The sequence below is a fragment of the Desulfonispora thiosulfatigenes DSM 11270 genome, from assembly GCF_900176035.1.
GTDB classification, from domain to species: domain Bacteria; phylum Bacillota; class Peptococcia; order Peptococcales; family Desulfonisporaceae; genus Desulfonispora; species Desulfonispora thiosulfatigenes.
On sequence record NZ_FWWT01000016.1, the window covers coordinates 46,043 to 64,467 of the forward strand.

Annotated in this window: 20 protein-coding genes and 2 pseudogenes; 21 read left to right on the top strand and 1 reads right to left on the bottom strand. The window is 31.2% G+C overall.

Annotated elements, in window-relative coordinates; translation table 11 throughout:
- The first annotated feature begins 38 nt into the window (after positions 1-38).
- From B8965_RS05750 to B8965_RS05800, 11 genes and pseudogenes are all read left to right on the top strand, one after another.
- Complete coding sequence (locus B8965_RS05750; protein WP_084052906.1) at positions 39-629, top strand: acyltransferase; 591 nt, start codon at positions 39-41, stop codon at positions 627-629.
- Complete coding sequence (locus B8965_RS05755; protein ID WP_084052907.1) at positions 608-1,804, top strand: DegT/DnrJ/EryC1/StrS family aminotransferase; 1,197 nt, start codon at positions 608-610, stop codon at positions 1,802-1,804. Before B8965_RS05750 ends, B8965_RS05755 begins: the two co-directional genes overlap by 22 nt.
- Positions 1,716-2,582: a glucose-1-phosphate thymidylyltransferase RfbA gene (gene rfbA, locus B8965_RS05760; protein WP_084052908.1), complete on the top strand. Its 867-nt coding sequence runs from the start codon at positions 1,716-1,718 to the stop codon at positions 2,580-2,582. The genes B8965_RS05755 and rfbA overlap by 89 nt, the downstream gene beginning before the upstream one ends.
- Before the next feature lie 24 nt (positions 2,583-2,606).
- Positions 2,607-3,686 carry a dTDP-glucose 4,6-dehydratase gene (gene rfbB / locus B8965_RS05765; protein ID WP_084052909.1) on the top strand — a complete coding sequence of 360 codons (1,080 nt, stop codon included), beginning with the start codon at positions 2,607-2,609 and terminating at the stop codon, positions 3,684-3,686.
- Between the two features lie 296 nt (positions 3,687-3,982).
- Complete coding sequence (locus B8965_RS05770) at positions 3,983-4,360, top strand: hypothetical protein (protein WP_084052910.1); 378 nt, start codon at positions 3,983-3,985, stop codon at positions 4,358-4,360.
- Positions 4,361-4,538: 178 nt separating this feature from the next.
- Positions 4,539-5,666 (top strand): hypothetical protein, encoded by a 1,128-nt coding sequence (locus tag B8965_RS05775; RefSeq protein ID WP_084052911.1) that lies wholly within the window; start codon positions 4,539-4,541, stop codon positions 5,664-5,666.
- Positions 5,659-5,904: a hypothetical protein gene (locus B8965_RS05780; protein WP_084052912.1), complete on the top strand. Its 246-nt coding sequence runs from the start codon at positions 5,659-5,661 to the stop codon at positions 5,902-5,904. Before B8965_RS05775 ends, B8965_RS05780 begins: the two co-directional genes overlap by 8 nt.
- A gap of 141 nt (positions 5,905-6,045) precedes the next feature.
- Positions 6,046-7,005: a hypothetical protein gene (locus B8965_RS05785; RefSeq protein ID WP_084052913.1), complete on the top strand. Its 960-nt coding sequence runs from the start codon at positions 6,046-6,048 to the stop codon at positions 7,003-7,005.
- An 823-nt stretch (positions 7,006-7,828) separates the two neighbouring features.
- A complete protein-coding gene (locus B8965_RS12275) occupies positions 7,829-8,251 on the top strand; it encodes a hypothetical protein (RefSeq protein ID WP_143334229.1) in 423 nt (140 codons plus the stop codon).
- A 431-nt stretch (positions 8,252-8,682) separates the two neighbouring features.
- Positions 8,683-8,886: pseudogene (locus B8965_RS05795) on the top strand (GDP-mannose 4,6-dehydratase); the annotation flags it as partial.
- Between the two features lie 79 nt (positions 8,887-8,965).
- Positions 8,966-9,979: a hypothetical protein gene (locus B8965_RS05800; RefSeq protein ID WP_084052915.1), complete on the top strand. Its 1,014-nt coding sequence runs from the start codon at positions 8,966-8,968 to the stop codon at positions 9,977-9,979.
- 313 nt (positions 9,980-10,292) lie between these two features.
- Here the strand turns inward: B8965_RS05800 and B8965_RS12770 are convergent, their stop codons facing one another.
- On the bottom strand, positions 10,293-11,012 hold the full coding sequence (locus B8965_RS12770) for a YHYH domain-containing protein (protein WP_242941936.1): 720 nt from the start codon (positions 11,010-11,012) through the stop codon (positions 10,293-10,295).
- A gap of 669 nt (positions 11,013-11,681) precedes the next feature.
- Between B8965_RS12770 and B8965_RS05810 the strand changes: the two genes are divergently transcribed.
- From B8965_RS05810 to B8965_RS12940, 10 genes and pseudogenes are all read left to right on the top strand, one after another.
- Positions 11,682-12,170, top strand: a complete 489-nt coding sequence (locus tag B8965_RS05810) for a sigma-70 family RNA polymerase sigma factor (protein ID WP_084052916.1) — start codon at positions 11,682-11,684, stop codon at positions 12,168-12,170.
- A 576-nt stretch (positions 12,171-12,746) separates the two neighbouring features.
- Complete coding sequence (locus tag B8965_RS05815; protein ID WP_084052917.1) at positions 12,747-13,283, top strand: DUF6932 family protein; 537 nt, start codon at positions 12,747-12,749, stop codon at positions 13,281-13,283.
- Entirely contained in the window at positions 13,264-14,220 is a 957-nt protein-coding gene (locus B8965_RS05820) for a hypothetical protein (protein ID WP_084052918.1), read from the top strand. The genes B8965_RS05815 and B8965_RS05820 overlap by 20 nt, the downstream gene beginning before the upstream one ends.
- Positions 14,221-14,612: 392 nt before the next feature.
- Positions 14,613-14,879, top strand: coding sequence for a hypothetical protein (locus B8965_RS05825; protein ID WP_084052919.1), 267 nt, complete (start codon positions 14,613-14,615; stop codon positions 14,877-14,879).
- Positions 14,880-14,981: 102 nt separating this feature from the next.
- Positions 14,982-15,152, top strand: a complete 171-nt coding sequence (locus tag B8965_RS12440) for a hypothetical protein (RefSeq protein ID WP_159446281.1) — start codon at positions 14,982-14,984, stop codon at positions 15,150-15,152.
- 265 nt (positions 15,153-15,417) lie between these two features.
- A complete protein-coding gene (locus B8965_RS05830) occupies positions 15,418-15,594 on the top strand; it encodes an NAD-dependent epimerase/dehydratase family protein (protein ID WP_242941947.1) in 177 nt (58 codons plus the stop codon).
- A gap of 504 nt (positions 15,595-16,098) precedes the next feature.
- Positions 16,099-16,329 (top strand): IS66 family transposase, encoded by a 231-nt coding sequence (locus B8965_RS05835; protein ID WP_084052920.1) that lies wholly within the window; start codon positions 16,099-16,101, stop codon positions 16,327-16,329.
- Between the two features lie 388 nt (positions 16,330-16,717).
- Positions 16,718-17,152 carry a hypothetical protein gene (locus tag B8965_RS05840; RefSeq protein ID WP_084052921.1) on the top strand — a complete coding sequence of 145 codons (435 nt, stop codon included), beginning with the start codon at positions 16,718-16,720 and terminating at the stop codon, positions 17,150-17,152.
- Positions 17,149-17,718, top strand: coding sequence for a hypothetical protein (locus tag B8965_RS05845; protein ID WP_084052922.1), 570 nt, complete (start codon positions 17,149-17,151; stop codon positions 17,716-17,718). The genes B8965_RS05840 and B8965_RS05845 overlap by 4 nt, the downstream gene beginning before the upstream one ends.
- A 213-nt stretch (positions 17,719-17,931) precedes the next feature.
- Positions 17,932-18,358, top strand: a pseudogene (locus B8965_RS12940) (hypothetical protein); the annotation flags it as partial.
- Positions 18,359-18,425: the final 67 nt, after the last annotated feature.

The window sequence follows — 18,425 nt, forward strand, 5'->3', positions numbered from 1 at the left end:
TTTGCTTTATGTTCTAGTTGAAATTGGGGAGGTGCAAGATGAATAACAGTTTTTATTCTAAAGAAGAACTAATTGGTTTGGGATTTTGTGAGATCGGAAGTAATGTACTTATTAGTAAAAAGGCTAGCATATATAATGCAAGCAAAATTTCTATTGGAAATAATGTAAGGATTGATGACTTTTGTATACTAAGCGGGACAATATCAATAGGAAATTTCATTCACATTGCTGCCTATTCGGCATTATACGGAGGGGAATGTGGAATTGAAATTAATGATTATTCTAATATATCTTCAAAAAACTCTATTTATGCAATAAGTGACGACTACTCTGGTATGTCAATGACAAATCCAATGATTCCTGATAAGTATAAAAAAATCTATGGAGAAAAGGTTGTTTTTGAAAAACATGTAATAATTGGATCAAGTTGTGTTGTTTTGCCAGGGGTAGTACTAGGTGAAGGCAGTTCATTTGGAGCAATGTCTCTGATAAATAAAAGTTCGGAACCTTGGACAATAAATGCAGGAATACCCTTCAGAAAAATTAAAGATAGAAGTAAAGAAATACTGAAGCTTGAAGAACAATTTATTAAGGAGGTAGGTGAAAAATGCGTAAACCAATCCAAGTAACCCAATCATCAATGCCAGAACTTAATGAATATATCGAAGAAATTAAAGAATTATGGAACAGCCGTTGGCTCACCAACATGGGTGTCAAACATAAAGAACTCGAATCACAACTCATTAAATATTTAAATGTTAACAATATAACCTTATTCACTAACGGCCACTTAGCACTTGAATTTATTATAGCAGCACTAGGTTTAACAGGAGAAGTAATCACCACGCCTTTTACTTTTGCCTCAACGACTCATGCAATCGTAAGAAATGGCTTAAAACCTGTATTTTGTGATATTAATCAAGATGATTATACAATTGATGTCAATAAAATTGAAGGCTTAATTACTGAAAAAACTACGGCAATTATTCCCGTTCATGTTTATGGCAATATTTGCAATGTTGAAAAAATAGAGCAAATTGCAAAAAAACATAATCTAAAAGTAATTTATGATGCAGCTCATACATTTGGGGTTAAAGTAAATGGACAAGGCGTAGGATCTTTTGGGGATGCGTCTATGTTTAGTTTTCATGCTACCAAAGTATTTAACACCATTGAAGGTGGGGCTGTCACCTATAATGATCCTTCTCTTAAATCAGTCCTAAATAATTTAAAGAATTTTGGAATTACGGGACTAGAGACAGTTGAATATATTGGTAGTAATGCAAAAATGAATGAGTTTCAAGCCGCAATGGGAATTTGTAATCTGAGGCATGTAGATGAAGAAATAGCTAAAAGAAAAATTGTTGTGGAAAGATATATTGCAAATTTAAAAGGCTTAATAGGAATAAAATTATCAGAAGTACAAGAAGGCGTAAAAAGTAATTATGCCTACTTCCCTGTAGTTTTTGAGGGTTACAAGAAAACTAGAGATGAAGTCTTTGAGCAATTAAGAGCACATAATATTATGGCAAGAAAATACTTCTATCCGCTTACAAATAGCTTTGAGTGTTATAAAGGTGAATATAATGTGGAAGATACACCTGTAGCTAAATATATAGCAGAAAGAGTTTTAACCTTACCCTTATATGCAGATTTAAGCTTAGAAGATGTAGATAGAATTTGTGAAAAGATTAAAGAGATAAGGGGGAAACGTTGTGAAAGGAATTATCCTCGCAGGTGGAAAGGGAACAAGGCTTTATCCAATGACGAAGGCAGTATCAAAGCAGTTACTACCAATATATGATAAGCCGCTTATATATTATCCACTATCGGTGCTTATGTTAGCAGCAATTAGAGAGATTTTAATTATTTCTACGCCAGAAGATACACCTGTATATGAGAAATTATTGGGAGACGGATCATCTTTGGGGCTAAAATTCTCATACAAAGTACAGGACAAGCCTAGAGGATTAGCAGATGCATTCATACAAGGAGAAGATTTCATTGGTGATGACAGTGTATGTCTAATTTTAGGTGACAATGTTTTCTACGGTCAAGATTTAACAAAAGTACTAAATCAAGCAACGGCTGCCAAAGAAGGTGCAGTTATCTTTGGCTATCCTGTAAAAGATGCTAGGTCATTTGGTGTTGTAGAGTTTGATGAAAATCGAAAAGTACTTTCCATAGAAGAAAAACCAGAGCATCCAAAATCAAACTATGCTGTTCCAGGTTTATATTTCTATGATAATCGAGTGGTAGAGATTGCGAAGAATATTAAGCCATCAGCTCGTGGTGAAATAGAAATTACTTCAATTAATAATGAATACTTAGAAAAGAAAGATCTTAATGTTGTTCTATTAGGGCGTGGTATGGCATGGTTAGATACAGGAACACCTGAAGGAATGCTTAAAGCTGCAGAATATGTAGAAGCGGTTCAATCAAGACAAGGTTTTTATATAGCATGTCTAGAAGAAATAGCTTGGAGACGAGGTTTTATTGATGATAGTCAATTAAAAGAAGTCGGTGAAAGTTTAAAGATGACGGAATATGGACAATATATCTTATCATTGTTAGAAGTATAAGAGAGAAATGCGAGGTAAAATAAAATGAAAACAATACTAGTAACAGGTGGCGCAGGTTTTATCGGAAGTAACTTTGTAAACTTAATGCTTAATAAGCATCCAGACTATAAAATCATCAACATAGATGCTCTTACATACGCTGGGAATTTAGAAAATCTTAAGGATATAGACGGGAACGCTAATTATGAGTTTATCAAAGTCGATATCAGAGACAGAGAAAAAATTGATGAAATTTTTAAAAATAATGAAATAACTTCAGTTGTTAACTTTGCAGCAGAATCACATGTAGATAGAAGCATTGAAGAACCAGAAATATTCTTAACAACAAATATCATTGGAACTCAAGTTCTCTTAGATACAGCTAAGAAGTACTGGAAAGTAAACCCAAATGATAAATATTGTAAAGAATACAAGCCAGGAGTTAAATTTCTTCAAGTTTCTACTGACGAAGTTTATGGTGCCTTAGGTGAAACAGGTTTATTTGTAGAAACAATGCCCCTTCTGCCAAATAGCCCATATTCAGCTTCTAAAGCAAGTGCTGATTTGATTGTAAGGTCATATAATGAAACTTTTGGATTACCTATGAACATTACAAGATGTAGTAATAACTATGGTCCATATCAGTTCCCGGAAAAGCTTATTCCTCTTATGATTAATAACTGCCTTAAAGAAAAAGAACTTCCAATATACGGAGATGGCATGCAAATCAGAGACTGGCTTCATGTATCAGATCATTGTACTGCTATAGACACGGTGCTTCATAAAGGTAAAGATGGAGAAGTATATAATATCGGTGGAAACAACGAAAAAGCTAATACCGAAATTGTAAAACTAATCATTAATACACTAGGAAAATCAGAGAATCTTATAAAATACGTAAAAGATCGCCCAGGGCATGACAGAAGATATGCTATAGACAACACTAAGATAACAACTGAGCTTGGGTGGGAGCCAGCATACACATTTGAACAAGGAATTAAAGAAACAATAGAGTGGTATTTAGATAATACACAGTGGATTGAAAATATCATTTCAGGGGATTATGCTAATTATTACGATAAGATGTATTCAGGAATAGATGAAGTTGCAGCAATTAAAGAATAGACATATAAGACGAGCATCATCCCTGTCACTTAACGTATTATTTAGTGAAAGTAGTAGAGAAGGAAGTAGAATCTTTGGCTGAGGTTGCTGCTGGGAAAGACATTTAGAGGATCATTAACAAGACGGGCATTTAAGTTTGGAATCAGAGATTAATATATTGCCCGTTTTATTTTTTAGATAGACTTGTCGGGACATTTTGTTGATGGGAAGTTAATGCAGATAATATTACAAGATAATTAGTTGAAAGTAGTCATTTATTAATGGAAATTGTATTGTTAAAAATTGGAGGAGACTTTATGATGAATGGGCAAAGTTATGCAGTTGAGATTGAACACATTATTAGAGATGTTTTTTCATGTGATAGATTTGGCTTCGGAGGTGTTGCTAATTCTGACTTTATAAGATCGAAACCTTTCATTGCTATTATTGCAGCTTTAGCATATCAATTTGCAGTAGCTGGTGAAAATCAAAGAGGTCAGATTGAAAATTTTATTGAAGACAAATCATTCTATTCAGATTTTAGTATTGATGAACTTCTTTCGTTTGAAACATCAGAAAAAGTAATTGATGGAATAAATGTAGATATTGGATTTCTGTCTGGTGGAGAGGCAATAAAAAAATTATCAAGGATTTTAGAGAAGTTATTAAGTGATAAAGAAAAGACGCGCATTTAAGTTTGGAAGCAGAGATGCATATATTGCCGTTTTATTTTCTAGATAGACTTATCAGAATATTTGGGTTAAAGGTTGAAGTGAGGGATTGTCAGGTTGACATGAGTACAAATCTTTATACCAGAATTATGACATTTATAAAGAGCAGGTCAACATCTGTAGAAAAAGGGGCGGATGAACATTGAAATCAGTTTTAGTTGGAAATGGGATAAATATTCAATTTGGTGGGATGGCTTATTCCAGCAGTTTTATAATGAAAAGGGTCAAATATAAAGCGGAAATGGATGGATATGATGAGCTCTTTAATAATTCTTTAACTAAAGTAGATATTATGGGAATTTTGAACGGTTTTGTAAGTATTTCAAATGATATAGTAGATAATAATTATGATGATTATGTAAAAAACGCAGATGAGAGGGATGCCCTTATTGATTACAAGAGAAGATATGGTAAGATTCAATCATCGCATGAAATTATGTTAGAAGATTGGTTCTTTATTTTTCATATGTTCTTCTTGAAGAATAAAGATATTTCTGATAACGCTACTTCTTCAAAACAAGGGTTTGAAAGATTAATATTAGATGCCATTTATAATGATGGAGATATTCAAAAGCTACATACTAAAATGAATAGGAAAGTTAAGGGGTTCTTTAATAGATTTGATAATATTTTCACACTAAATTATGATAACAATCTAGAAAGATTGACTGGAAAAGATGTGTTTCATTTACACGGTGATTATTCAATATTACATAGTAGTGAAAATCTGGATTATGTTAGTGGATATATTAGGGAAAACATGAAAAAAAGAGTTGTAATAAACGGGTATGAACACTGTTTTTGCAATGCGTTACTCGATTATAGTGGAAAATTAAAACTGAGAAATGCTGATCTTAATCACATGTTAAATATTGATTCAGAAAAATATCGTTTTAGATATGGGATGGATCAAAACTGGAAGAATGATCTATTAGGGTGCAAATCAGATAAACCAAATGAATATGAGATTATTATGACCAAAATTAATAATCCAGGTTTGAAAATGGCATCAGACTATTATTTTGACAAATTAAGAAAAATCGAAGGGGAGTTGCATATTTTGGGGATGTCTCCCAATAACGATGATCATATATTTGATATCGTTAAAGAAAATCAAAAAATCGAAAAAGTTTATTTCTACTATTTTTCAGAATCTGAAAAACGTAAGGCGGAGGAAAGTTTTCCATCTGAAATTTATGAATTTAAGAGTATGCTGAAACTATGGTCAGATTTAGGATGTGAACAAAAGAAATATAAATGCAATGTCTGATGATTCAATTACTAAAGAACAAATAATTAACGAAGTGAATAGTATTCCTCAATTTGAAATGGATAGGCTTTGTATGTTGGTTAAGACGGATTTGATAAGTAGGAACCATGACAATAGAAGTACTGATTTAGCAGAATTTTCTAAGGCAAAAGCCAGTGTTAGTTACATTGCTTTGAAGGAAGGAATATTACCTTCTGTTTTGTATATGGTTTATGTAATGAATTGGAATAAACGATAAAACTGACTTGATTATGAATATCTATGAAGGTATCCTTGCTAGGCACTTAACTTATTACAACCACGAATAAGATTAACCAGATCCTTCGATGAGGCCTCACATACATAACCTAGGCTATACTATTGAATTGGAGGTGATTGTATGAACTTGTGGGAAGTCTATGATAAAATTGATGGGTATTTAAATCAAAAACTACTTACCATTCCTCCATATCCTTGTGTTTCAGGAAGTAAGGTTCAGGAATTATTAGACTGCTTAGAAAATCCAGATCCAGCTTGGGGTGGATTAGATGGAGAGATTTTAAGGATGGTAATTCATCCTTGGCAAAGAGCATATCAAGTTGAATATAAATATAGGCCATCAAAAATATTTACAGGTTCTATGAAAGTGATAGAAAGTGCTACTTATGATCTAATGATTGGTAATTACGTCTGCTCATATCTAAGCTTAGTTCCGGTTGTTGAAGCGGTATTAAGACAGTGGGCTACTGAAAAATCTGATGAAATTGAATCATCAAATAAGAATGGCGATTTCAAGATAAGCGTCTTTTCAAAAAATCTAGTCAGTTATTTAGAGGAAAAGAATGAGCAAAGAAAGTCAAACCCTAAGTTTCAAAAGTGGGTAAGCAATCAGATTAAATATTTTGAGTTTATGATGGATAAAGTCTTTTATCTCAGGTTTAAAGATTCGGAAGAAGGTGTACAGAGAGAGTTTAACAGAAATAGAGTTTTACACCTTTTGGACAACATAGAAGATACTAGAGTTTTACGGGATAATAATACAAGAATTTTTTTGTTGCTGGATATTATTGCTGAGTTATATTTGTGCTTAGATGATAATCTTTATGTTAAAAACACTTTTTATGCTGATTGTGAAGATAATATTGATTTTAATTTGAGATGGAAGACCTATCTCAAAAATGAGCTAGAATCTATAGGTTTTACAGATATGAATATAATACGGTTTGCATTTTTAACCAAAGATGAAAAGGTGTGTTTATCTGAGGAGAAAAAGAAGAAGTTTATTGAGCAGCAAGAACTTCGGATAAGGCTTTTGGAATCTAGAAATTTTAATGGGGAAAGTAAGCACGATGAGAAGTAAAAAAAGGATGGATAAATCATTACGCAAACAATCGCTAACAACCTTTGCTAAAATTACAGGCAATATAATAAATTAAGGGGTACTGTAAATAGCGAAAGAAGTTAATGAAATAATCGGGATGTTATCATGAAATAATACCCTTCATTTACAAAATCTATCACAAGGGGATGGCGTAATGATTAAGTTGAAAGAGTTTATAGAAAATGAATACGGTTCAAAAAAAATGAAGCTTCAGAATCTATGGATTTGTTTTTTTCTTGTTCCATTAATACCTTATATAAATTGGGTTATCAACAAGAACACTTACGGTTTCATTCTTGATTTTGCTTCCAAGTGCGTGATATATTTCATAATAAGCACTATTATATTGATATTGAGCGCAACACTTTTTAGTAATGGAAACGACAATAAATTTGTTAAATTTCTACTTACCATAATTGTTTGTATTTCCTGGGTGACAACATTTTCATTTCTAATTCCAATAGGCCTATTATTAAAATTTAACCAGTTTTTAGAGATACTATCACGATTTAAACTTGATGAGATAAAACTAGTGGTTTATATGGTAAGTTCAACAATTTCTTTATTAATTATTACTATATACCTTGGTGTAGCAATACCTCTTTACTCAATAATTGACCTATACTTTAGCGTAAGTTATATCTTTCTGCTCTTATTAATGGTATTATTCATACTGTCATTCAACACAATGAGTAAGTGGATGTATAAATTTTATATTATCACTACTAAATCCTATCACTCCAAAAGACAATTTTTACAGGCCTATTTTCAAAATTACAAAGAAAAGAACATAGTCCTTTTTTTGATTTTTTTACTTGCAACCTTATATATTTATTCTCAGAAAAATCAAGATGATATTATGCAAGCAAGCACTGCTTCCATCGCGACAATAATTCTTCTAGACGCACTAATTGATAAATGGAAAAACAAATTTCATAAAACTGATATGGAATATAGGTTCGTCGAGTTCCTAAGTATGGATATTCAAATAATCAATTCCCAAGTTGAAAGTAGTAATTTTACAAATATTAATCTGAAACTAAAGCCTAACGACCATATTGAATTAATGAGACACTTAAGTATCACTACTACAAATAGATCGTTCAAAAAAATAATCGGTATCTATGAGACTTTAATATCAGAGTATCAGCCGTATGATAGATTTACTGAAAATATATTTGATTTGGAATCGAAAATCATAGCTTACATTATTCGATGTAATTGACAGTACTGTTTTTAGTACTTTTAGATAGATTTGTTTCTTTAAAACTTAAGGTATAGATTTATTTTCAAGTGGATGTAGTTTTTTTAGAATACTCTCCTTAAGTTCTTTGTATAACATTTAGGTTACAGTCCACCCTTTCTTTACAAGTATTTTAACACCTATATTAACTTACAATAAACTTGGGGTTTTGGTAAAGTTACTTGACAATCTAGACTTATTATGAGAAAAAAATTTAAATATTTTTCCATTCAAGGAGAAAAGGTAATAATAGTTCTTAGAAACCGCGAGATGTTATATCTAAACCCAGAATGTTCTACAAAAACCTTTGGGAAGTCTTTGACTTTTTACACCTAATGGAAAACGGTGCCAGCCACCTAAGTTATTAACCTATTTAACATTCCGACAATTAGATATAGTTATGATTCCATCAGATAATGAATACCTTTAAAGAGTACAAGCCTAATATAGTAGTAAATTTAGCAGCCCAAGCAGGAGTACGTTACTCTATTGAAAACCCAGATGCTTATATAGAAATTAATATCCTTGGGTTTTATAACATTATTGAAGCTTGTAGATATAATCCCGTAGACCATCTAGTATATGCTTCCGCTAGATTTATTACAACAAGCAGTAGATTTTAAGCCAGAAACTTCTATGGAAGAAGTCCTGCAGAAGTTTGTGGAGTGGTATGTGGCTGTTATGGGGTGATAACTCATGAAAAATAGTAATAAAATAAATAAAGCTTTATTAGCAAGCACTTATGAAATTGAAATGGATTTAATTAAAGATTGGGATGGTCATCTGAATGATAGAATGCTAAAAATGGGTTATAAGCCTAAAGAGGGAGGATATAATTCACTTGATTATCATAAGGCTATGAAGAAATTAATTTCAGTCCATCCAAGAAAAGTGCATTACTCTAAAGAGTTTTCATGTCCTGATGAATGCAAAAGTGCTCTGAATAAATTAATTGCAGATATTGAAAATGGGAAGAACTTATTACCATACATGAGCAAACAAGTAATTAAACCCACGAAAAATGATGGACTGCTAAATGACTGGAATATTCACCACTTTCATTTAAATGAAGAATATGAGAAGGATACTATATTTATTAAAAGAAGTGATTGGTTGTTATTGGCCTTTGTTAATGAAGAAGGCATTTATTGTCTTGATGTCTATCCGCATAAAAAACCCTATTTGTGGTCTCATATTAAGATGATAGAGATTATCCATAATAATTGGCCAGAGCTTATAGAGAAGAATAAATTAAAAGGTGTAGTTGGTTTAACTGAGAAAATTGATGATAAAAGTTACTCGGTGCTAAGAAAAACTAATTCAACCACTCTCGTAGAAATAGGTGAAAATAAGGTTTATGGCTTAATAGGTGGTGGTTATGCAAGCGATGGAAGTTCAATAGAAGCTGTTAGGACGTCGGATTATTGGTATAATTATATAAGAAAAATTGAACTTTATATTTTAGATGAATACCAAAACTTTAAAAGACAGATGTTACCATTTGATTCGTGTAGCATGGATAAAAAGTTAGAAATAAAATTGCTGACACTAACTGAAGAAGAATTGATTCTTTTAGAAAAACGACGCAATGTTATTATCAAGGTAAACTATAACAGTGGAAACATTAGGATGTGTAAGCTGAGTAGTTTATTAGATGAGTTTTTATATGATTCTTGGGAAAATAGGTTTACATACAAGTTGATATTATAAACTAAAGGTAAGCGTCAACGAATTTCCGCCTAGAACCTATTAAACTCCTTTGCTAAAATTACAAGAAACAAAATAATTAAGAGGCTCTTTTAATGGTAAAGTAAGTTAATGAAATTAATTGGGAAGTTATCATGCGAAAATACTCTTCATTTAAAGGGGTATAATTAATTTTCGCCGAGAAAATCTAATCAGACCCCACCAATTATAGAAGAAAAAAATTAAAAACTGAAATTAAATCAATCTTTCATGCTATATCTTTAATAAAGAAATTGGATAATAGATGTTAAATTTTAACTAATTTGGTATGGTATATTTAGTTTGTTACATTTAATTCTAACCCCGTTTTAGAATCCCATTTACTACTAAGACCTAATTTTGTAATTATTTCATAAGTAAGAGGGAAATAATTTATATTTTTAGAATTAATAACGGGGTACTCAGAATTAAAATTATCCCCATCTATAGTAATTGTTTTATTTACTTTTTGAATAGTCGCATTTTTTCCCCAATAGGAAGTGCCAGTTTGAAAACTAGGAGTAAATGGTTTTGATGTTGGAACAGTTGATTTACTATTAATTATGATACTATAAGGATTGTCCCATGTATACGTAACATTTAGATAAGTCAAAATATCATAAGTTAAAGGCACATATGTAATGTCCTGGTAAACAATGGGGGGATATTCTGCTGTGCTAGTGTTTATATTAACCCCATTTAATTTCACTGGAAAGTTAGGGACTTGAGCCTTTATTGAATTATTATTAATAGCATTTACATTAGAAGAACTAGATTTGTTGACATTACTGGAGATTGCTGGAACACTTTTTTGAAATCTACTAGAATATGGACAAATACCACCAGAATGAAGATGAGCAGGATATCCTCCGCAATGATAGTGATATGAACCAAGTCCACTTTTGTTTTTATTGTCTTTATGACCTCCTTGAGCGTCAGTTCTTCCTGAATGTCCTAATGATGGAGATGTCAGAAGCAGCAGAAATACGAGTACAATACTAAAAATTCTTTTTTTCATTTACAAGACCTCCTAATAATTTAAATAATAAATCCTTAGACATAAGCTATTTATCTAAAGATGTTGAACTTTAATAAATAATATTTATTAAAGTTTCATTTAACCTAAGTTATTGACTATACATTCAATAATTAACAAAACTTTACAAGTATATTAATATTCCTTCAATAATTCCATACTCCTTCTCAAAACTTTCGTCTTATTTCGACAAAAAAAGGGTGCTGTTTCTAAATGCTAAGGTATGGAGTCCTATGCTCAATCCAGGAAAAAGTCCTTATGCCTTTTTAGTGGCTGGGTATTAATGAATTCAAATAAGTTTAATGGAAATGTTCCACAAAAGCCCTACGCAATTAATTACAACACACCACACATTTTCTAAAAACATAGCTTCAGGAGCTTTTGCTTGTGTTGCTTTTTTTTGCCCACTATGTTTGGGTAACATTACTACATTGAAAGGAGGTGAGCAGTTATGCTTAAAGTTAAATATCCAGTAGGCAATAATTTATACCGAGCAATAGAATTAAATCTGAACACCTGATAGCCAGATAGGCGCTAATTAATTAGCCGTTATCTGGTTATTTTTTTTGTCTTTTTTTAGGACAAACCCTGCCTATTCCTTGTGCAGGCAAGTTACATCCATTACCAAAATAAATTTTTAGGAGGATTCACATGTTAAAAACTAATAAAGATATGAAAAAATTAGGAAGATTTCTTACAAGGACACCTAAGAAAGAGGATTTTACAGAATATGTTTACAGCTTTGTTGATGGTACTAAAGCCGTAATACCTAGAAGTGATTTAAGTGCAGAGGTAGATGAACTTCTGTATACAGAGCTTAAAAGAGAAACTAATAACAATGAAGTTCAAATAGAAAAGCACCGATCTTACGCAAAGGAGCAAGAAAGTCAAGATATCCTTCTTAACATGCAAGCCTCAGATGATGATGTAGAAGAAATGGTTCTTAAAGACCTTGAATCAGAGGCACTTCGTAAAGCTATCCAATCATTACTCCCAAGGCAGAAAAGAGTAATCTTTAAAAAGTATTTTTTAAATAAGACTAATACCCTAATAGGTAAAGAAGAAGGTGTCACAGAAGGAGCCATCAGAGCTACTTTAAAAAGAGCCCACAAAAATCTTCAGAAACAAATTCACAAATAGTTAGCCGTGCCAGGTACTTAACTTATTAACCTATTCAACATTCTGATAATTGTAACCGTCAAATAGAAGTGTAAGCAATACAGATTGCCAAGTAAATTTACTTGGTAATCTGCATTGCTTAGATTACATAATAAATGGGGTTGTATAAGCATACTATATGGACTTATTGTCTAATATAAGTAGGTAGGAGAAAATAGTTGAAAATCCAAAACATAGTCAAAAATTAAGTAAATGAGTATGTTTTTAAATCTATGAGAAGATAGAAAACAAGCAAGATAACTAAAATAAGAACGTGCTTAAGAACATACTCAAATAATAAGAACATAGTCAAATATTAGACAAATGACTATGTTTATGTGAAAATAAAAAACCTAATCGTGCCAGGCACTTAACTTATACTGTTTATCTTCCCTAGACATCTAATGAAGTTTATGTTTATTTTTAAAATGAGCATAACCAACCTATAGTTCAGGCATAATATAAGTAGGGACTATTTTGCATCGGGTATCTTTTAATTGTGTTTCATGCAGACTTAAGATAAAATTAATATATTATTTTTTAGATGGATGTGGCTATATGAAAGAATTTATGGAAGATGGAAATCTCTTTCCGGGAATACACTCTTATTCTTATGAAACATTTGAAGAGCAATTTGTTGCTGAATTTACAACTTCATCTACAAGAGGTGAAATTTATAAAGGTCTTAAGGAATGGTTGCGATTGTTAATGGATGTCCTATCACCAAGGTATATTTGGTTAGATGGAAGTTATTTAACAACTAAAATAGATCCAAATGATATTGATTTAGTTGTTTTTTATAGACCTGAGGATATCATGAAATTAGGTGAGGATGGAACAAGACAATTAGGAAATATTATAAACCAAATATCTTTAAAATATGATTGCGATGCTTATTTCTGTTATACTTTAGATCATTTATCACCAGAAGATGTCGCAGCTAAATTTAAGGGTCAAGAAAAAATTATGCAAACATATTGGATGGGTCAATTTGGCTTTGATCGTACTAGAAAACCGAAAGGTATCATAGAAATTAATAAAGAAGTAATAGAAAAGATGTTAGGAGGTGTTAAAAATGATATTGCCTCTGAATAGGGCTGATGAAAAACTTAAAGAAACTGAAACATTTATTAAGGAGGTTGATGAAATACTTAACAAACTGGAATTGCCTGATTTTGCTAAGGAAATTCAATTAAACTCATTAAATAGAAGAGCGGAGAAGATGAAAAAAGAGTGTGAAAAGGTTCAACGTACAAGTGAATCTGAAGAGTTAATATTAACCTTACATCCTAAAGATTTACCATCAGGTCAAATATCTGTAAGGTCTTTAACAACTATTTTAGGTGGTTTTCAAGATCTTTCAGATAGTATAGCAAATACTTTATATAATCAACCTAGTGAAAAAGGAAAGATACCTCAAGATATTTTGGAATTTAATGAAATGATATTTAAAGAAGCAAGAACAGGATCATTTATAGCTGTATTAGATTTAAAGCATACTTCCAAAAACTTGATTGATGAACCTGTTCAGTCTCAAACTTTAGCAGAACTATTTAAGCTTCTATCTTCATCAGATGGTGAAGAATCCTTAAGTGAGTCAATTTCATTTTTAGGACCTCGTGCATTAAGAAAATACTCTGAATGGACGAAGTCAATAAAGGACTTAGATACAACAGTAGAGCTTGCGTGGACCTCTTCATATAAAGGATATTCAAAAGTAGCTATAAATCCTGAAAAGGCATGGAATATTTATAAAAGACTAAGTGACTTCTCGCAATCATCAGAAGAAGAAATAATCTTAACCGGACGGTTAATGGGGGCAAATGTTAGGACGAAAACCTTTGAGATAAGTGATGAAAATGGGGAGAAAATCACAGGAAGAATAAGTAAAGATGCTCTTTCGGAAGTTGCATCATTTGTTCTTGATAAACCATGTAATGCTACATTGCTGAAGGTTATAACTAAAAGTAGTTCTAGAGAAAAGATTTCTTGGACTTTAAAATCTATAGTAGAAAACGAAGAAGAGATATAATTTATTTAATTTTAACACCGCCCATTATTGAAGTTGATAATGGGCTTTTTAGCATAGCTAATAACCCCAGTAACGTCGTTTGCCGTGCCAGGCACTTAACTTATTCCAATATTTCCGATGAATTAGGTATTTAAATTAAAGGTTTATACAAAACCGTTAAATTTAAAAGGTAACTGGGTATACTAAAAGTATCTAATCTAATTTAAGACAATATCTTATGAATTGAATAGATTCCAAAGAAATGAAGAACGGATTATACAAGGTTTTATATATAGTATATTTAATTTAAGCTTTATAATAATATGATATAATTCTTAATATATATATTTTAGATAATTAGAGTATTTATAATAGATTTATAATGTGATTATTCATGGGATTGGAGGGATAACATGAAATTAGAAATAAAGAACATAGGGAAGATAGAAGATATCAATGAACTGAGAGAAAAAATCCTAGAAATTTTGGAAGTTTCAAATGATAGGATTTTAAGAAAATTGATAATGGATAGAATGAATTCGGAGTTTAATGGACAAATTAATAATATTTATTTTCCTGGGGAAGAGGGAAAAATAAAATTAAAAATACAAGATGAAATATATAAAAAATTAATGAGACCTCTTGAAAAATTACAAATTGAGAAGTATAAGAATGATTAATTTAAACCTAAAGAAATTGCAAAGAGGCAAGAATTAAATAATTATAAGTTAAGTAAGAATGAGGTTCAAGAAAGTGGAAATTTTGATGACTTTATTAAAGAAATGGAAAATCTAGCTGATGAAAATATTGATTTTTTTGGATTAGAAGCTAGGTTTGGTAAAATATATTTAAATACTGTAAAAACCTATGACAAAGTTGAATTTGAAGATAAATTTGTTAACAAGTATTGTAAGTCTAGCAGCCCAAACAGGAGTGGAAAGATTACTAAATAACCCCCCGGTAAAATCGGAAGGCAGTGCTGCACACAGGGTATTTAACATCGGCAACAACTCCCCTGAGACTTCCATTGAAGAAGGACTGCAGAAGTTTACAGATTGGTATGTGGGGTATTATGGGGTGAAGTAAAACCTAGGTTAGACGATTTATTCTAAGTGAAAGGATGTTTTAAAACATGAACATTCTCGTAACTGGCGGAGCCGGCTATATCGGCTCACACACACTTGCGTAGAGTTACTCAAAAATAACCATTCCATTATCATAGCCGATAATTTAAGTAATAGCAAAATTGAAACAATAACTAAAATTAAAAAAATATCAGGTAAAGATGTTATCTTTTATGAGGTAGATGTGACAGAAGAAGTAGCAGTTGAAGAAATCTTCAAAAACCATAAAATCGACGGCATAATCCACTTCGCGGGCCTTAAAGCAGCTTAAACTCGTTTTAGCTTGTGCTTAGTTAAGGCAGGAAGAATTATTAGCAAACTGGACTTTAGCATTGAATAGTGAACTTCCTTTTAAAATAGACCCATTAAAATAGGGAGGTTGAATTTATGTATTTAGCCGTGCTAGGTACTTAACTTATTAACCTAAAGATAATCCATATAAGTACATCAAGAGAACGGGCATAAGCTGGAAACAGAGATGTCCGCTTTTAAACAAAGTAATTTACAAAGTATCCCATCAATAGGTGGATTAGTGTTGGATTATAATGTTATAAATATTAAATAAAAAGTAGTAATATTTATGGATTCTAGGATATAATATTAATATGGAACAAAAACTCATAGGAGTTTTTAGCGAGAGGGTGCCTGCACCAACTCGCATTTTTTGTGTCAAAAACTAAACCCCACTTTTTAGTAATGTGCGTAACTGTCAAAGATTTTCCTCATATGAAGGGGTTATATAAAACAGGATACTTCAAAGACCCAATAATTTTATATGACTATCAAAAAACTAGATCAAGCTCCTATAATAGATGAATTTATAGCCTATGTAGATAAAGAGATCTTGGGTGCAGTACCCAAAAGTCCATTAGGACAAGCCCTAGATTATACTAAAAAACTTTTGCCAAACTTTAAAACATTTTTAGAAGATGGAGCTTTAGAAATAGATAATAATGCATCTGAAAGAGCTATAAAACCATTTGTAGTGGGCCGCAAAAGCCAATGACCCAATAGTAGAAAAATATTTAATAAATAGGCTCCATTTTAAAACCCCAGTAGAAAGCAAATATTAACTATGCTTACTACTGGGATTATTGTATCATTTGATATTTGTTAATACTATACGTCAATTCGTTGACGCTTACAGAAAAACTAGTAAAATTACATCTTATATAATTTATTCGTAAGTGTTACAATTTTTCTTGACCAGGAAATAAAGACAAAAGAGTTGGTATAAATACCAACTCTTTTGTCTTTATTTCTTAGGGAAAAAGAATCAATGGGTCGAAAAAATTCGAGGTTCCATTGAGTATTTCCCTTTATTTATTATTTAGTATATACTATATATTAAGGTTATATTCATTTTTTGTCAAGAGAAAAATAAGGGGATAATAATGAAAAGAAAATTCAATGATAACAGGATTAAAAATAATATAAATCTAAATGAAGCGGGAAAATTTTTTATTCAGCGAGTTTTGGAAATTTTAGATCCAAAAACTATACCCGCCTATTCTATTAAATTTCTAAATTCACATATAGCCTTACAAGAATTATTAGATGTATGTGATAAAACAATGAAAGAAATATATAAACATGATCACCTAAACCCTGTAATAAAAGAAGTCAGGACTATCATTCTTAAAGATAGCCTATTAGATAAATATGCTACTGCATACAAAAAAATAATTATTAGTAGCTTGGATATAACAAACAAGAATAAAAACTTACTCTATAATAGACTTAAGTATCATATTAAGCATGCTTTAAATCATCTTAAAACCAAATACCTAGAATGGATAATATATTCCAGAAAGTTAATATTACTGTGAAGAAAGGTTCATATATTATTGATAATTACCATAAAGTTTTCGATTTGAATCGAAGATTAAAAAGTGACGAGTATTATATTATTGAAAAAGCATGCTCTTACGATTATTTTTCGGCAATAGATAACTCATGGGAAAACCTGGTCAAAAAATTTGATGTACTTTCTTTTTATGGTTATAAAATTCCTGAATTAATTATGGCTCCATTTTCCTTTGTACCAAATGTAAATTTAGTCATTCACAATAGAAATGTTGCCTTATTTGATGAAAAACCTCAAAATGAAGCTCCTGCAGATTTATTGGATCAATTTATAAAAATCGATAGACCTGATAGCATACCTATTATAAAAATAAAAAGGACCTTTGAATTTATTCGTATGAGTAAAGATTCTTTATCAAATGAAACAAAATTTTTAAATCAGTGGGTTGCATTAGAGTCATTTGTTAAATCTAATCATTACAGTAGTATTATTGTAAATATCTGCGGTGTTGTTCCTAATGTCATTTTTACAAGAAATATTTTTAGATTACTAAGGGGAAAAAAACGAGAATATTTCCCTTTTTTATAACCATCTTAATCATTACTTGAACAACCTATTATCAGAAATAATTTTTAAACTCAATAACAATAATTACGAAACAATTGATGAAATTTTCTCTGCTATGAAGGATAATTATAAAGCTACAATTGATGTTCTGGGTTCTATTAAACCAAAAGATAATTTAAATAGTTATATAAAACTTCTACTTAATGGAGCCTTGTTCTAAATGAATGTGATGACGGTGCCAGTCACTTAATTTACTTTGCTGAGACTGACTTTGTCGACAATCCAGTATCACTTTATGAGGCGACTAAAAGGTCAAACGAACTCATAGCTCATACCTATAGCCACCCGTATAAAATCCCAGCTACGACCTTTATTAGCGCCTTAGAAAAAGCCCTAACTAAAGCACTAGGAAAAACAGTAGAATTTGAAAAAAATATACGAACCCGTTAAACCAGGCGACGTCCCCAAGGCGTATGCCTCTACCGATTTACTACAAGAGTGCGTAGACTTTAAACCCCAGACCTCGATTGAAGAAGCGAAGATCCCAATTCATCATTTTGCATTCAAAGAGATTATGCATTTCTATGCAAAAAATTTAAAGCAAATAATGAGTTCCGGGCTTTTCTCTTTTGAAAAAGTGACTATAACCTGTCAACTTTGAAAGAAAAGGTCACAGGGGCAGGGCATTTATACCATTTAGAAGACATGTATGTTTAGAATTTCATCGG

Coding starts and splice junctions, on each gene's coding strand:
- B8965_RS05750 (WP_084052906.1), top strand. CDS start 39: ATGAATAACAGTTTTTATTCTAAAGAAGAACTAATTGGTTTGGGATTT.
- B8965_RS05755 (WP_084052907.1), top strand. CDS start 608: ATGCGTAAACCAATCCAAGTAACCCAATCATCAATGCCAGAACTTAAT.
- rfbB (WP_084052909.1), top strand. CDS start 2,607: ATGAAAACAATACTAGTAACAGGTGGCGCAGGTTTTATCGGAAGTAAC.
- B8965_RS05770 (WP_084052910.1), top strand. CDS start 3,983: ATGATGAATGGGCAAAGTTATGCAGTTGAGATTGAACACATTATTAGA.
- B8965_RS05780 (WP_084052912.1), top strand. CDS start 5,659: ATGTCTGATGATTCAATTACTAAAGAACAAATAATTAACGAAGTGAAT.
- B8965_RS05785 (WP_084052913.1), top strand. CDS start 6,046: ATGAACTTGTGGGAAGTCTATGATAAAATTGATGGGTATTTAAATCAA.
- B8965_RS05800 (WP_084052915.1), top strand. CDS start 8,966: ATGAAAAATAGTAATAAAATAAATAAAGCTTTATTAGCAAGCACTTAT.
- B8965_RS12770 (WP_242941936.1), bottom strand. CDS start 11,012: ATGAAAAAAAGAATTTTTAGTATTGTACTCGTATTTCTGCTGCTTCTG.
- B8965_RS05810 (WP_084052916.1), top strand. CDS start 11,682: ATGTTAAAAACTAATAAAGATATGAAAAAATTAGGAAGATTTCTTACA.
- B8965_RS05815 (WP_084052917.1), top strand. CDS start 12,747: ATGAAAGAATTTATGGAAGATGGAAATCTCTTTCCGGGAATACACTCT.
- B8965_RS05820 (WP_084052918.1), top strand. CDS start 13,264: ATGATATTGCCTCTGAATAGGGCTGATGAAAAACTTAAAGAAACTGAA.
- B8965_RS05825 (WP_084052919.1), top strand. CDS start 14,613: ATGAAATTAGAAATAAAGAACATAGGGAAGATAGAAGATATCAATGAA.
- B8965_RS12440 (WP_159446281.1), top strand. CDS start 14,982: ATGGAAAATCTAGCTGATGAAAATATTGATTTTTTTGGATTAGAAGCT.
- B8965_RS05835 (WP_084052920.1), top strand. CDS start 16,099: ATGACTATCAAAAAACTAGATCAAGCTCCTATAATAGATGAATTTATA.
- B8965_RS05840 (WP_084052921.1), top strand. CDS start 16,718: ATGAAAAGAAAATTCAATGATAACAGGATTAAAAATAATATAAATCTA.